Annotated in this window: 14 protein-coding genes; 8 read left to right on the top strand and 6 right to left on the bottom strand. The window is 68.0% G+C overall.

Features of this window, described 5'->3' with window-relative positions:
• On the top strand, positions 1–774 hold a 774-nt coding region (locus A3A5_RS0129770), incomplete at its 5' end, for a zinc-binding dehydrogenase (RefSeq protein ID WP_018314094.1).
• A gap of 13 nt (positions 775–787) precedes the next feature.
• Positions 788–1,630 (top strand): S-formylglutathione hydrolase, encoded by an 843-nt coding sequence (fghA, locus tag A3A5_RS0129765; protein ID WP_018314093.1) that lies wholly within the window; start codon positions 788–790, stop codon positions 1,628–1,630.
• A 10-nt stretch (positions 1,631–1,640) separates the two neighbouring features.
• Here fghA and A3A5_RS0129760 read toward each other — a convergent pair whose 3' ends face one another.
• A complete protein-coding gene (locus tag A3A5_RS0129760; RefSeq protein ID WP_018314092.1) occupies positions 1,641–2,654 on the bottom strand; it encodes an AraC family transcriptional regulator in 1,014 nt (337 codons plus the stop codon).
• A 177-nt stretch (positions 2,655–2,831) separates the two neighbouring features.
• On the opposite strand from A3A5_RS0129760, the gene A3A5_RS0129755 reads away from it, so the two are divergent.
• From A3A5_RS0129755 to A3A5_RS0129730, 6 genes are read left to right on the top strand one after another with little or no spacing between them, the layout of a single operon-like run.
• Positions 2,832–3,965 carry an acyl-CoA dehydrogenase family protein gene (locus tag A3A5_RS0129755; protein WP_010814121.1) on the top strand — a complete coding sequence of 378 codons (1,134 nt, stop codon included), beginning with the start codon at positions 2,832–2,834 and terminating at the stop codon, positions 3,963–3,965.
• A gap of 45 nt (positions 3,966–4,010) precedes the next feature.
• The gene (locus tag A3A5_RS0129750) at positions 4,011–5,534 is read left to right on the top strand and encodes a CoA-acylating methylmalonate-semialdehyde dehydrogenase (protein WP_018314091.1); all 1,524 of its coding nucleotides are present in this window, start codon (positions 4,011–4,013) and stop codon (positions 5,532–5,534) included.
• A 37-nt stretch (positions 5,535–5,571) separates the two neighbouring features.
• Positions 5,572–6,477: a 3-hydroxyisobutyrate dehydrogenase gene (gene mmsB / locus A3A5_RS0129745; protein ID WP_018314090.1), complete on the top strand. Its 906-nt coding sequence runs from the start codon at positions 5,572–5,574 to the stop codon at positions 6,475–6,477.
• Positions 6,474–7,244 carry an enoyl-CoA hydratase gene (locus A3A5_RS0129740; protein ID WP_018314089.1) on the top strand — a complete coding sequence of 257 codons (771 nt, stop codon included), beginning with the start codon at positions 6,474–6,476 and terminating at the stop codon, positions 7,242–7,244. The genes mmsB and A3A5_RS0129740 overlap by 4 nt, the downstream gene beginning before the upstream one ends.
• A gap of 9 nt (positions 7,245–7,253) precedes the next feature.
• Positions 7,254–8,387: an enoyl-CoA hydratase/isomerase family protein gene (locus A3A5_RS0129735; protein ID WP_018314088.1), complete on the top strand. Its 1,134-nt coding sequence runs from the start codon at positions 7,254–7,256 to the stop codon at positions 8,385–8,387.
• 14 nt (positions 8,388–8,401) lie between these two features.
• Positions 8,402–9,067, top strand: coding sequence for a Crp/Fnr family transcriptional regulator (locus A3A5_RS0129730; protein ID WP_026201261.1), 666 nt, complete (start codon positions 8,402–8,404; stop codon positions 9,065–9,067).
• Positions 9,068–9,080: 13 nt separating this feature from the next.
• Here the strand turns inward: A3A5_RS0129730 and alaC are convergent, their stop codons facing one another.
• From alaC to A3A5_RS0129705, 5 genes are all read right to left on the bottom strand, one after another.
• Positions 9,081–10,307, bottom strand: a complete 1,227-nt coding sequence (alaC, locus tag A3A5_RS0129725) for an alanine transaminase (protein ID WP_018314086.1) — start codon at positions 10,305–10,307, stop codon at positions 9,081–9,083.
• A 120-nt stretch (positions 10,308–10,427) separates the two neighbouring features.
• Positions 10,428–10,820, bottom strand: a complete 393-nt coding sequence (locus A3A5_RS0129720) for a hypothetical protein (protein ID WP_018314085.1) — start codon at positions 10,818–10,820, stop codon at positions 10,428–10,430.
• A 73-nt stretch (positions 10,821–10,893) separates the two neighbouring features.
• Complete coding sequence (locus tag A3A5_RS0129715; RefSeq protein WP_026201260.1) at positions 10,894–11,721, bottom strand: siderophore-interacting protein; 828 nt, start codon at positions 11,719–11,721, stop codon at positions 10,894–10,896.
• 78 nt (positions 11,722–11,799) lie between these two features.
• A complete protein-coding gene (locus A3A5_RS0129710) occupies positions 11,800–12,507 on the bottom strand; it encodes a PadR family transcriptional regulator (protein ID WP_035813975.1) in 708 nt (235 codons plus the stop codon).
• Between the two features lie 90 nt (positions 12,508–12,597).
• Complete coding sequence (locus tag A3A5_RS0129705; RefSeq protein WP_018314082.1) at positions 12,598–13,686, bottom strand: MBL fold metallo-hydrolase; 1,089 nt, start codon at positions 13,684–13,686, stop codon at positions 12,598–12,600.
• Between the last annotated feature and the right edge of the window lie 66 nt (positions 13,687–13,752).

Genomic DNA, 13,752 nt, shown 5'->3' with positions numbered 1-13,752 from the left:
ACGCAGGGCAAGGGCCTGATGCCGGACGGCACCTCGCGCTTTTCCATCGACGGCAAGCCGATCTTCCACTACATGGGCACGTCGACATTTGCCAACCACNTCGTGGTGCCGGAGATCGCACTGGCGAAGATCCGCCCGGATGCGCCGTTCGACAAGGTCTGCTACATCGGCTGCGGCGTCACCACCGGCGTGGGNGCGGTGCTGTTCACGGCCAAGGTGGAAGCCGGCGCCAACGTGGTCGTGTTCGGCCTNGGCGGCATCGGCCTGAACGTGATCCAGGCCGCGAAGATGGTGGGCGCCGACAAGATCATCGGCGTGGACCTGAACCCGGCGCGCGAAGCCATGGCGCGCAAGTTCGGCATGACCCACTTCATCAACCCGAAGGAAGTTGAGAACGTGGTCGACCACATCATCCAGCTCACCGACGGCGGCGCCGACTACTCGTTCGAATGCATCGGCAATACGCAGGTCATGCGCCAGGCGCTGGAGTGCTGCCACAAGGGCTGGGGCAAGTCGATCATCATCGGCGTGGCCGAGGCCGGCGCGGAGATCTCGACGCGACCGTTCCAGCTGGTGACGGGGCGCGAGTGGAAGGGCTCGGCCTTCGGCGGCGCGCGCGGCCGCACCGACGTGCCGAAGATCGTCGACTGGTATATGGAAGGCAAGCTCAACATCGACGACCTGATCACGCATACGCTGCCGCTGGAGCGGATCAACGAGGGCTTCGACCTGATGAAGCGCGGCGAGTCGATCCGCTCCGTGGTGCTGTACTGAGGACGGCGCTGACATGGAACTGATCTCGCAACACGGCTGCCACGGCGGCGTGCAGCGCTTCTATCGCCATGACTCGGCGGCGATCGGGCTGCCGATGCGTTTCTCGGTCTACCTGCCGCCGCAGGCGCAGGCAGGCGGCAAGGTGCCGGTGCTGTTCTACCTGGCCGGCCTGACCTGCACCGAGGAAACCTTCATGATCAAGGCCGGTGCGCAGCGCTTTGCCGCCGAGCACGGCCTGATGCTGGTGGCGCCCGATACCAGCCCGCGCGGCGCGGGTCTGCCGGGCGAGGCCGATGCCTGGGACTTCGGCGTGGGTGCCGGGTTCTATGTCGATGCCACCGAGGCGCCGTGGCAGGAGTACTGGCGCATGGAAAGCTACGTGGCCGAGGAGCTGTTCGGGCTGGTCACCACCGCGTTGCCGGGCGATGCCGGCCGCGTCGGCATCTTCGGGCATTCCATGGGTGGGCACGGCGCGCTGGTGCTGGCACAGCGCCATCCGCAACGCTTCCGCTCGGTGTCGGCGTTTGCGCCGATCGCCGCGCCGTCACGCTGCCCGTGGGGTGAGAAGGCTTTTACCGGCTACCTGGGCAGCGACCGCGCCGCGTGGGCCGGATATGACGCAAGCGAACTGATGGCACGCCAGCAGGGCGCGCCCTTCCCGGCTGGCATCCTGGTCGACCAGGGACTGGACGACCAGTTCTTGCAAAGCCAGCTGCATCCGGAAGCATTCGCGGCTGCCTGCCAGGCCGTCGGCCAGCCGCTGACGCTGCGCCGGCACAGCGGCTACGACCACGGCTACTACTTCATCACCAGCTTTATCGCCGATCACATCCGCCACCACGCGGCGCAGCTGTAGACGCGCCCCATCAACCTTCCGCCACCCGGCGGTAGGCCCCCGGGCGCGATCCGGTCCAGCGCCGGAACGCCCGGTGGAACGCGCCCGGCTCGGCAAAGCCGAGCTCGGCCGCGATATCCGCCACCGGGCGGCCAGAATGGCTGAGCGCCTCGATGGCAAGATCGCGCCGCAGCGCATCCTTCAAATCCTGGTAGCTGACGCCCTCCTCCATCAGCCGGCGCCGCAGCGATGATGCGGACAGGTTCAGGCTGATCGCCAGATCTTCAAAGATGGGCCATTGATCCGGACGCTGGTTGCGCAGCAGCCTGCGCACGCGCGCGCCCACGCTGGCGCGGTCGGAGTACTTCACCACCACGTTGTGCGGCGCATCGCGCAGGAAGGCCTTCAGGCTGCGCTCGTCCTGGCGCACCGGCTGCTCCAGCAGTGCCGCGTCGAAGACCAGCGCCGTGGCCGGCTGCCCGAACGCCAGCTGGCGCGAATACATGACGCGGTATTCCGCACTGTACGGCGGCTCGTCGTAGTCGAAAGCCGCCAGCCGCACCGGCACGCGCCGCCGCAGCAGCCAGCTCATCAGGCCATGCAGCATGATCAGCATGGTTTCCTTGGCAAACACGCCGGGCTGCCGCCCCAGGTGCGCGCAGGGCGCGGTCAGCACCAGCGCGGCCTCGTCGCCGTGGCGCTCCAGACGCACGCCGATATCGTCCAGCAGCAGCCGGAAGTACCGCGTGATGCGCTCCAGCCCCTGCCCCAGGGTGCGGCTGCCGGCCACCGCGTGGCACAGCATGGCAAAGCTGCCGCACTTCATGCTGCGCGAATCCTGCCCGAAGAATTCATCGTCCAGCGCCGCCGCCACAGCCATCCATAGCTCGCTGTAGCTGGCGGCCGAGACGCGCGCCTGCGGCACCGCCAGCAGCGCCGGCGCAATGCCGGCGCCGCGCAGTACCGGATCGGGGTCGATGCCGCGTGCGCGCAGCCCCGAGATGGCGTGGTGGACGAAACAGATGGCGACACTGCCTTTTTCCATGGCGCTGAAGGTGGCAAACGATGGTGGCAAACGATGGTGGCAAACGAGTTCACGAAGATTGGCGGATTTTGGCATAGGAGCCCCCCCCCCGGCGTTCCTACACTGCCCGCAGGTCAAACGCCGACGCGCATTCTGCCTGACTTGCAGCGCGGCTCCAAACGCCCACCCCTACCTGCCATGCATAGCGACTACACCGAAGAGCAAACCATGATCCGCGACAGCGCGCGCGCCTTTGCCAGCGAACGGCTGGCCGTGGGCGCCGCGCAATGGGACCGCGACGGCCGCCTGCCCGACGAGGTCGTCGCCGAAATGGGCGCGCTGGGGCTGTTGGGCATGATCGTGCCCGAAGAATGGGGCGGTACCTATACCGACTACGTCGCCTATGCGCTGGCCATCGAAGAAATCGCCGCCGGCTGCGCCGCCTGCGCCACCATGATGAGCGTGCACAACTCGGTCGGCTGCGGGCCGGTCCTGCATTATGGTACCGATGCGCAGAAAGAGCGCTACCTGGCGCGGCTGGCCAGCGGCGAGCTGATCGGCGCATTCTGCCTGACCGAGCCGCAGGCGGGCTCCGAAGCGCACAACCTGCGCACGCGCGCGCGCTTCACCGACAACGGCTGGGTGCTCAATGGCAGCAAGCAGTTCGTCACCAACGGCCAGCGCGCCGGCGTGGCGGTGGTGTTTGCATCGACCGAGCCCGAGCGCGGCAAGAAGGGCATTTCGGCCTTCCTGGTCCCCACAAACACCCCCGGCTTTATCGTCCACGCCCCGGAGAAGAAGCTCGGCATCCGCGCCTCGGACACCTGCGCGATCACGCTGGAAGACTGCACCGTGCCGCACGACGCACTGCTCGGCGAGCCCGGCGAGGGCCTGCGCATCGCGCTGTCCAACCTGGAAGGCGGGCGCATCGGCATCGCCGCGCAGGCAATCGGCATTGCGCGCTCGGCCTTCGAGGCCGCATGTCGCTATGCATCGGAACGCATACAGTTCGGCCGCGCCCTGCGCGAACACCCGCCCATCGCCAACATGCTGGCCGACATGGCCACCGAGCTGAACGCCGCACGCCTGCTGGTGCACCGTGCCGCGCGCATGCGCAGCGAAGGCGTGCCGTGCCTGTCCGAAGCCTCGCAGGCCAAGCTGTATGCGTCCGAGCTGGCCGAGCGCGTGTGCTCCAAGGCGCTGCAGATCCACGGCGGCTACGGCTACCTCGAAGACTACCCGGTCGAGCGCCACTACCGCGACGCCCGCATCACCCAGATCTACGAAGGCACCAGCGAGATCCAGCGCATGCTGATCGCGCGCAGCCTGTAGTGCCACCATCCCTTGCCAACAGAACCAGACCTTCCGGAGACAACCATGAGTGCCGTGCCCAAGACCGACATTGCCGTGCCGACCGTGCCGCTGCTGATCAACGGCGAATGGGTGGATTCGTCCGCCACCGAATTCCGCAACGTGGTCAATCCCGCCACGCAGGAGGTGCTGGCACGCGTGCCGCTGGCCACCGCAAGCGAGGTCGCCGCTGCCGTGGGCGCCGCGCACCGCGCCTTTGCCACGTGGCGCCATACGCCCATCGGTGCGCGGCTGCGCGTCATGCTGCGCTTCCAGGCGCTGATCCGCGAGCACAGCAAGCGTATCGCCGCCATCCTGACCGCCGAGCAGGGCAAGACCCTGGCCGATGCCGAGGGCGACATCTTCCGCGGGCTGGAGGTGGTGGAACACGCCTGTTCGATCGGCACCCTGCAGCAAGGCGGTTTTGCCGAGAACGTGGCTGCCACCGTCGACACCTACACGCTGCAGCAGCCGATCGGCGTCTGCGCGGGTATCACGCCGTTCAACTTCCCGGCGATGATCCCGCTGTGGATGTTCCCGATGGCGATCGTGTGCGGCAATACCTTCGTGCTCAAGCCTTCGGAGCAGGACCCGCTGTCCACCGTGGAGCTGGTCAAGCTGGCGCTGGAAGCCGGCGTGCCGCCGGGGGTGCTGAACGTGGTGCACGGCGCCAAGGACGTGGTCGACGCGCTGTGCACGCACCCGGACATCAAGGCGGTGTCGTTCGTCGGTTCGACCGCTGTCGGCACCCACGTCTACAACCTGGCCGGCGCGCACGGCAAGCGCGTGCAGTCAATGATGGGCGCCAAGAACCATGCGGTGGTACTGCCTGATGCGCACAAGGAACAGACGCTGAACGCGCTGGCCGGTGCAGGCTTCGGCGCGGCCGGCCAGCGTTGCATGGCCACCTCGGTGGTCGTGCTGGTGGGGGCGGCGCGCGACTGGGTGCCCGACCTGGTCGAACGCGCCAGGACCCTGAAAGTCGGCGCCGGCGCCGAGGCTGGCACCGATGTCGGCCCCGTGGTATCGGTGGCGGCAAAGGAACGGATCCTCGGCCTCATCGCCGCCGGCGAGCGCGAGGGCGCGACGCTGGTGCTGGATGGCCGCGGCGTGGAGGTGCCGGGCTACCCGCAGGGCAACTTCATCGGTCCGACCATCTTTACCGATGTCCGGACCGACATGTCGATCTACACCGAAGAGATCTTCGGGCCAGTGCTGGTGGTGATCGGCGTCGATACGCTGGACGAGGCCATCGCGCTGGTCAACCGCAACCCGTTCGGCAACGGCACCGGCGTGTTCACGCAAAGCGGCGCCGCGGCGCGCAAGTTCCAGAGCGAGATCGACGTGGGCCAGGTCGGCATCAACATCCCCATCCCGGTGCCGGTGCCCTATTTCAGCTTCACCGGATCGCGTGGCTCCAAGCTGGGCGACCTGGGTCCGTATGGCAAGCAGGTGGTGCAGTTCTATACGCAGACCAAGACAGTGACGGCGCGCTGGTTTGATGACGCGACGGTCAACGATGGGGTGAACACCACCATCAGCCTGAAGTAATCGGGCGGCATTCAAGAACGACACGGAAGGAGACCCCATGCATATCGCCTTCATCGGCCTGGGCAACATGGGCGCGCCCATGGCGCGCAACCTGCTCAAGGCCGGCCATACGCTGACCGTATTCGACCTCAACGCCGCCGCGGTGGCGTCGCTGTGCGCCGAGGGAGCCGCCACCGCGGATTCCGCCCGCAGGGCCGTTGCCGAAGCGGACTTTGTCATCACCATGCTGCCCGCCGCCGCCCATGTGCGCAGCGCCTACCTGGGCCCGGAGGGCGTGCTGGCCGGCGTGCGCCCGGGCGTGCCGCTGGTCGACTCCAGCACCATCGACCCCGCCACCGTGCGCGAACTGGCTGCCGCTGCCGAGGCCCACGGCAATGCGCTGGCCGACGCGCCGGTCTCCGGGGGCACCGTTGGCGCGCAGGCCGGCACGCTGACCTTCATGGTCGGCGCCACCGAAGCGCTGTTCGCCCAGGTGCGCCCGGTGCTTGCCGGCATGGGACGCAACCTGGTCCACTGCGGCGGCACCGGCACCGGCCAGGTCGCCAAGATCTGCAACAACCTGATCCTGGGCATCTCCATGATCGGCGTATCCGAGGCGATGGCGCTGGGCGTCAGGCTCGGCATCGATGCCAACGTGCTGGCAGGCATTGTCAACACCTCCACCGGCCGCTGCTGGGCCTCCGACACCTGCAACCCCTGGCCCGGCGTGATCGAGACCGCGCCGGCCGGGCGCGGCTACACCGGCGGCTTTGGCGCCGACCTGATGCTCAAGGACCTGGGCCTGGCCGCCGACGCCGCGCGCAGCGTGAAGCAGCCGCTGTTCCTGGGCGCGCTGGCGCAGCAGGTCTACCAGGCCGTGAGCCACGCCGGCGACGGCCAGCTCGACTTCTCCGGCGTGATCCGCCAGTACCTGTCCTCCGCCGACAAGGAGGGCAAGCAATGATCGAGTTCGCCCTGCAAGGCCACGTCGCCACGCTGACGCTCGCTCGCCCGCCCGCCAACGCCTTCACTGCAGAAGGCCTGCAGCAGCTGCGCGAGCTAGTGGCAAAGATCGACGCCAACCCCGAAGTGCGCGCCGTGGTGGTCACCGGCGCCGGCGAGAAGTTCTTCAGCGCCGGCGCCGACCTGAACGGCTTTGCCGCAGGCGACCGCGCTCATGCCCGCGTGATGGCGCAGAAGTTCGGCAGCGCCTTCGAGGCCCTGCAGAATGCGCGGCCTGTGGTAATCGCCGCGATCAACGGCTATGCCATGGGCGGCGGGCTGGAATGCGCGCTGGCCTGCGATATCCGCATCGCCGAGGAACAGGCGCAGATGGCCCTGCCCGAAGCCGCTGTCGGCCTGCTACCGTGCGGCTGCGGTACGCAGACGCTGCCGTGGCTGGTGGGCGAAGGCTGGGCCAAGCGCATGATCCTGACCAACGAGCGCGTCGATGCCGCCACCGCATTGCGCATCGGCCTGGTGGAGGAGGTCGTCCCGCGCGGCCGGGCCCTGGCCACCGCGCTCGCCATGGCCGGGCGCGCCTCCAACGTCAGCCCGCGCGCCGCCGCCCACAGCAAGCGGCTGGTGCACCTGGCGCGACAGGGCGTGCCACGCCAGGCCGCGCTGGCGCTGGAACGCGAGCGCTTTGTCGACCTGTTCGACGATGCCGACCAGCGCGAAGGCGTCAACGCGTTCCTCGAGAAACGAACGCCGCAATGGCGCAACGCCTAGGAGCCCGCCATGCGCCTGACTGAAGAAACCAAGGCCGCCAACCTGGATGCCGCCGAGCCGGAGGTGCTGTTCCAGGTCGTCAACGGTGTCGGCATTGCCATGCTGAACCGGCCGCGCCAGCTCAACGCCCTGTCGTACCCGATGATCATCGCGCTGGGCGCGCAGATGGAAGCGTGGGCGCTGGACGATGCCATCCGCGCGGTAGTGCTGCGCGGTGCGGGCCCCAAGGCCTTCTGCGCCGGCGGCGACATCCGCGCGCTGACCGACAGCTACCGCGATGGCACCCCACTGCACCGGCGCTTCTTCATCGACGAATACACGCTGGACTACCGCCTGCACCGCTATCCCAAGCCGCTGGTGGCGCTGATGGATGGCATCGTCATGGGCGGCGGCATGGGCCTGGCGCAGGCCGCGCACCTGCGCCTCGTCACCGAACGCTCGCGCGTGGCCATGCCCGAAACCGGCATCGGCCTGGTGCCGGACGTGGGTGCCAGCCATTTCCTGTCGAAGCTGCCGGTGCAGCTGGCCCTGTACCTCGGCCTGACCGGCGTCACCATCGGCGCGGCCGATGCGCTGCTGTGCGGACTGGCCGATGCGGCGGTGGACAGCGCCACGCTGGCCGGGCTGGAGCAGACACTCGCCGGCATCGCCTGGGGCAATGACACGCTGGCAGACCTGCGCCATGCGCTGGTGCGCGAGCACGTGGCCAGCGCCGCCGATGCGCCGCTGCTGCAGGTGCTGCCCGCGCTGCTGCAGCATTTTCCTGCGCACGCCACGCTGCCAGAAATCCTGGCCGGGCTGGCCTGCCAGGACGATCCGGCCTATACCGCGTGGGCCACGCGCACCATCGACGTGCTGCGCACCCGCTCGCCCCTGTCGGCCTGCGCCACGCGCGAACTGCTGCTGCGCGGCCGCCGCATGGACCTGGCCGACTGCTTCCGCATGGAGCTGGCGGTGGTGGTCAACACCTTCGCGCAAGGCGATTTCATTGAAGGCGTGCGCGCGCTGATCGTCGACAAGGACAACGCGCCGCACTGGCGCATCGCCAGCTATGATGCCGTGGACGGCGCTTCCGTGCAGGCGCTGTTCCGGCCGTGGTGGGCGCCCGGCGAACAGCCGCTGCCCCTGGCCCTGCACGCCTGACCGGATGCGCTACCGTGAGTCTCGACGCGCTGCTGGCGTGCAGCCCCTGGGCAGCAGCACTGACCCCTGAGCAACGCCAGCGCGTGCGCGCAGAACTGCGTGAACGCGTGGTGCCGCAAGGCGCCTATGTCATCCGCAAGGGCGACCCGGCCGACAGCTGGCTTGGCATCGCCCAGGGCCTGGTCAAGGTGCATTGCGCATCGCCCTCCGGCAAGCGCGCCACCCTGACCGGCGTGCCGGCCGGCGGCTGGCTCGGCGAAGGTTCACTGCTCAAGCGTGAAGCGCTGCGCTATGACGTGGTGGCCCTGCGCGATTCCCGCATCGCCTGCATGCCGGGAGCGACCTTCCGCTGGCTCCAGGAGACCAGCCTGCCTTTCAATCGCTATCTGCTCGGCCAGCTTAACGAACGGCTGGGCCTGTTTATTGCCACCGTCGAGCATGAGCGGCTGCACGGCATCGAAGGCCGCGTGGCGCGGGCACTGGCCACGCTGTTCCATCCGGTGTTATGCCCTGGGCTGGGTCCGGCGCTGCACCTGACGCAGGAAGAAGTCGGCCTGCTGGCGGGCATCTCGCGCCAGCGGGCCAATGCGGCCCTCAAGGTGCTGGAGAGCGAAGGCTTGCTGGCGGTCGAGCACGGCGCGGTGCACGTGCTCGACCTGGAGGCACTGCGCCGCTACTGAGGGCGGCGCACGTTCATGCCTGCGCGGCCGACGGCGGCTTGACCAGCCCGTCTGCCCGGAACATCGCCTTGATGCCCCGCACCGCCTGCCGGATGCGCGATTCATTTTCGATCAGGGCAAAGCGCACATACTCGTCGCCGTAGTCGCCAAAGCCGATGCCCGGCGAAACCGATACCTTGGCCTTGGCCAGCAGCTGCTTGGAGAATTCCAGCGAGCCCAGCGCGCGGTACGGCTCGGGAATCCGCGCCCAGATATACATCGACGCTTTCGGGATCTCGACCGGCCAGCCCGCTTCGATCAGCCCGCGCGCCAGCACGTCGCGGCGCGACTGGTATTGCGCGGCGATCTCGCTCACGCATTGCTGGTCGCCTTCCAGCGCGGCGATGGCCGCGATCTGCAGCGGCGTGAAGGTGCCGTAGTCGTGATAGCTCTTGATGCGCGTCAGCGCCGCCACCAGGTCCGCGTTGCCGACCATGAAGCCCACGCGCCAGCCCGCCATGTTGTAGCTCTTGGACAGCGTGAAGAACTCCACCGCGATGTCCTTGGCGCCTGGCACCTGCATGATCGACGGCGCCTTCCAGCCGTCGAAGACGATGTCGGCATAGGCCAGGTCGTGCACCACGAAGATATCGTGCTTGCGCGCCAGCGCAATGACGCGTTCGAAGAAGTCCAGCTCCACGCATTGCGCGGTGGGGTTGGACGGAAAGCCCAGCACGATCATCTTCGGCTTGGGATAGCTGCCGCGGATGGCGCGCTCCAGCTCGGCAAAGAAGTCGATGCCCGGCACCAGCGGCACCGAGCGGATATCCGCCCCGGCGATGACTGCGCCGTAGATATGGATCGGGTAGCTGGGATCGGGCACCAGCACGGTGTCGCCGCGGTCGAGCGTTGCCAGCATCAGGTGCGCCAGGCCTTCCTTGGAGCCGATGGTGACGATGGCTTCGGTATCCGGGTCGATCTCGACGTCATAGCGTTCGCGGTACCAGTGCGCGATCGCGCGGCGCAGCCGCGGGATGCCCTTGGAGGCCGAGTAGCCGTGCGTATCTGGCCGCTGCGCCGCTTCCGTGAGCTTGGCCACGATATGCGCCGGCGTGGCGCCATCGGGGTTGCCCATGCTCATGTCGATGATGTCCTCGCCACGGCGGCGGGCGGCCATCTTCAGCTCGGCGGTGATATTGAAAACGTACGGGGGAAGGCGATCGATGCGCGCAAAGCGGCGCTTGCCAGAAGCGGCAGTCATGAGGGAGTCCTTTACGTAAGCGCCCGGAACCGTCCGAGCGACGTCGGCAGCCGTTGTCTCGGCTGCCGGGAACTCATGTTAGCGGGGATGCGGCGATTGCACAACGCCTGCGTGCAATCCCTACAGCCGGCTGCCCGGCACGCGCGTGGGCCGCTCAGCCGGCAGGTTGCGCACGATGCAGTCCAGCGCGGGCGCGTCAGAGCGGCCGCCCAGAGCCGCGCTGATCGAGTCCCGGTATTGCTTGACCGAGATGCGTTGATAGTAAAGGCGTGAGGTCTGGTCCAGCCAGTAGACGTAGTTGCTGTCGTCGCTGTCGCCGCTGGTACGCAGCCATTCGCTGATATTGCTCGACCCCATGACCATGTTCGGGCACGCGGTCGTCAGCTTGTCGAGATAAGCATTGAAGTCCTTGGCCTGAACATTGCGTACCGCGTCTGGCGCGCAGGCGGCGAGCATGGCAAGGGATGCCGCGGCAACCGCGGCAATGCGCAACGGTTTGATGGCAGGCAGCACGGCATTTCCCCTGGCTGTAGCGATGCCGCCATCTTATGGCATGCGCCCGCCCGCGTACACCGGGCAAGGGGACTCAGTCGTCCAGCGTCTCGTGCACCGCCGCCGTGCCGCGCTTCCAGTACGCAGACGCCCGGATGCGCTTCTTGTCGATGCCCCGTTCCGTGACCAGGTACTGGCGCACCGCCTTCATCGCCGAGCCCTCGCCGGCCGCCCACACATAGCCCTCGCCGCGCGGCAGCGTGAGCTTGCGCAGCGCGCCTTCCAGCAGGCTGCCTTCCGGCGCATCGCCACGGTGAAGCCAATGCACATCGCAGTGCGCCTGCGTCGGCAACGGAATCTGCGCGGCGGCATCGCCCACTTCCACCACCACGATGGCGCGCGTATCGGCCCCGAGCTCTTCCAGGCGCCGGGCGATTGCCGGCAGCGCGGTATCGTCGCCGATCAGCAGGTGCCAGTCGAACGCCGTGGGCACCACGAACGAGCCGCGCGGGCCGCCCACGCCCAGGTACTGGCCCGGCTGCGCCTGCGCGGCCCAGGTCGACGCGGGGCCATCGCCGTGCAGCACAAACTCGATATCCAGTTCCTGCTTCGCCCCATCGTAGCGGCGCGGCGTGTAGTCGCGCGCAGCCGGGCGCGGCTGGCCTTCGGGAAAGGTGATGCCGTCAGCGGTGACCTGCGGCAGCACCGGCTTGTCGGCGCCGTCCACCGGGAAGAAGACCTTGACGTGGTCGTCGAATGACGCCGAGACAAAGTCCTGCAAATCGGCGCCGCCCAGCGTGACGCGCAGCAGTTGCGGCGACACCTGCGTGGTGTGCACCACCTGCAGCAGGCGCATCTTGAGCGGATGGCGCACGCGCTGCACAGCCAGGTCGCGTGCGGAGGCTTGGTTGTTCTCACTCATATTGGAATTCCTTGGGATCAAATCCGGCGCCTGCCGGGTCAGGTTGCCGATGGCCGCAGCCAGCGTCAGTGCCACGCGTCAGGCCTTGCGGACCGCTTCGATCTCGGCAGCCGCGCGCAGCAGGATCTCCGCGATGCGGCGCTGCTCGTCGGCGCCCGCATCGCTGCGCAGCGCAATGGCACGCTTGATCGCGGCGCGGGCCTGCATCAGCTCGGGCAGCCAGCCGCCCTGCTCCGGCTCGGGCTGCGGCTCGCCGCTCATGGCGCGCCGCATCCACTCCACCTTGCGCGCCACGTGGCGCAGCTTGGCGATCATCACCTCAACCCGCTCGCGGTTGGCCGCCAGGTGGGCCTTGCCGGTCTCGGACAGCTGGTAGCGCTTCTTGTTGCCTTCCGTGTCGACGGTGGCGTAGCCGACCTCTTCGAGGTAGGTCAGGGCCGGATAGACCACGCCGGGACTGGGCTTGTAGAAGCCGTTGGTGCGGGTATCGATCGCCTTGATCAGCTCGTAGCCGTGGCTCGGCTTCTCTTCCAGCATGGCCAGCAGCAGCAACTGCAGGTCATCGGCGCTGAACTTGCGGCCCCGGCGCCAGCCTTCGCCGTCGAAGCTGCCGGGACCATCGGGACCGCCAGGGCCGAAGCCGTCGTCATGCCCGCCGCCCCAGAAGCCGCCGCCGTGGCGGCCCATGGCGCGGTGGGCGAGGTGACGCTCAAAGTGCGGCACAAGGCGCATCAGCAGGTGGCGGCCGTGGCCGGAGAAGCCAAAAGGGTGGGAATGATGTCGCATGACTACCTTCGATATGTCGTAAAACATATCTTACGATATATATCGTACGAGCTGAAGTCAAGGCGACGCGGCAATTCCCGCCGCTTGGGATTACCTCATGCGGTACCAGTGGCAGCCATCGGGGCCGGTCTCGCGCACTGCCTCGCCCCGCTCCAGCAGGTAGTTCAGGTGCGCAACGCTTTCGCCGGTAGCCATCCCCAACAGCCCGCCACTTCCGCTGATCGGCCGCGAGAACAGCTCGCCAAACACATCCACCGCCCGCTTCGGCGTCCCCAACGCCCCACGCAACCGGTCCAGCGCCTGCATCTGGCTGGCCCGCAGATAGTCGATGCGCGCATGCAGCCCACGGAACGGTTCGTTATGCGCCGGGAGTACCAGCACATCGTCCGGCACGGCGGCGCGCACCTTATCCAGCGAGGCCAGCCAGTCCTGCATCGGATCGGCATCCGGCTCGGTCGGGAACACCGATACGTTGGAGGAAATGCGCGGCAGCACCTGGTCGCCGGACACCAGCAGCTTCAGCGCCGGGCAGTACAGGCACGCATGTTCGGGCGAATGACCGGTGCCGACGATGACCTGCCAGTCGTGCGCGCCAATGCGCACGGTGTCGCCATCGGACAGCCGGTGGAAGCTCTCGGGCAAGGCGTGGACATATTTGCCGAAGCCGCCGAAGCGGGTGCGGTAGACCTCGATCGCTTCGTCGTCCCAGCCGGCCTTGCGATAGAACTCGATCGCGTCATCGGGCGCCGCGCGTCCCGTATCCGCCGCCAGCACGCGGCACATCAGGTATTCCAGCCGCGTCATCCACAGCTGGCAGTCGAATTTGCCGGTCAGCCACCCGGCCATGCCGATGTGGTCGGGGTGCATATGGGTCGCAAACAGCCGGGTCAGCCCGCCGGCGAGCGCGCCGTTTTCGCTGAACAGCGCACGCCAGGCCTGCGCGGTTTCCGGCGTCTGCAAGCCAGAGTCGACCGCGGCCCAGCCGTTGTGGTCGCGGATGGCCCACAGGTTGATGTGATTCAGGCCCAGCGGCATCGGCATGCGCAGCCACAGCACGCCAGGTGCGACTTCATGCGCGCGGCCGGGCTCGGGCGCGTCGCCGCAGGGGTAGTCGAGCTCGGGCTTTTCGAGGGAGATAGGTGCAGCTGCGAGGGCGATGTCGGGGGATTGGGCGCTCATCGGTGTCTGGGCCGGTGGGCCGGCCGTGCTGTGCGCGGTGGCCGGTGCGGCAATGCCCCCGGTTCC

Origin of the sequence: Cupriavidus sp. UYPR2.512 (genome assembly GCF_000379565.1) — a bacterium.
Classification (GTDB): Bacteria; Pseudomonadota; Gammaproteobacteria; order Burkholderiales; family Burkholderiaceae; genus Cupriavidus.
This window is presented reverse-complemented; position numbering and strand designations above follow the sequence as displayed.

Excerpts from the sequence above, each read along its gene's own strand:
- A3A5_RS0129705 (WP_018314082.1), bottom strand. The coding sequence starts at position 13,686 with ATGAGCGCCCAATCCCCCGACATCGCCCTCGCAGCTGCACCTATCTCC.
- fghA (WP_018314093.1), top strand. The coding sequence starts at position 788 with ATGGAACTGATCTCGCAACACGGCTGCCACGGCGGCGTGCAGCGCTTC.
- A3A5_RS0129755 (WP_010814121.1), top strand. The coding sequence starts at position 2,832 with ATGCATAGCGACTACACCGAAGAGCAAACCATGATCCGCGACAGCGCG.
- A3A5_RS0129750 (WP_018314091.1), top strand. The coding sequence starts at position 4,011 with ATGAGTGCCGTGCCCAAGACCGACATTGCCGTGCCGACCGTGCCGCTG.
- A3A5_RS0129710 (WP_035813975.1), bottom strand. The coding sequence starts at position 12,507 with ATGCGACATCATTCCCACCCTTTTGGCTTCTCCGGCCACGGCCGCCAC.
- mmsB (WP_018314090.1), top strand. The coding sequence starts at position 5,572 with ATGCATATCGCCTTCATCGGCCTGGGCAACATGGGCGCGCCCATGGCG.
- A3A5_RS0129715 (WP_026201260.1), bottom strand. The coding sequence starts at position 11,721 with ATGAGTGAGAACAACCAAGCCTCCGCACGCGACCTGGCTGTGCAGCGC.
- A3A5_RS0129740 (WP_018314089.1), top strand. The coding sequence starts at position 6,474 with ATGATCGAGTTCGCCCTGCAAGGCCACGTCGCCACGCTGACGCTCGCT.
- alaC (WP_018314086.1), bottom strand. The coding sequence starts at position 10,307 with ATGACTGCCGCTTCTGGCAAGCGCCGCTTTGCGCGCATCGATCGCCTT.
- A3A5_RS0129760 (WP_018314092.1), bottom strand. The coding sequence starts at position 2,654 with ATGGAAAAAGGCAGTGTCGCCATCTGTTTCGTCCACCACGCCATCTCG.
- A3A5_RS0129735 (WP_018314088.1), top strand. The coding sequence starts at position 7,254 with ATGCGCCTGACTGAAGAAACCAAGGCCGCCAACCTGGATGCCGCCGAG.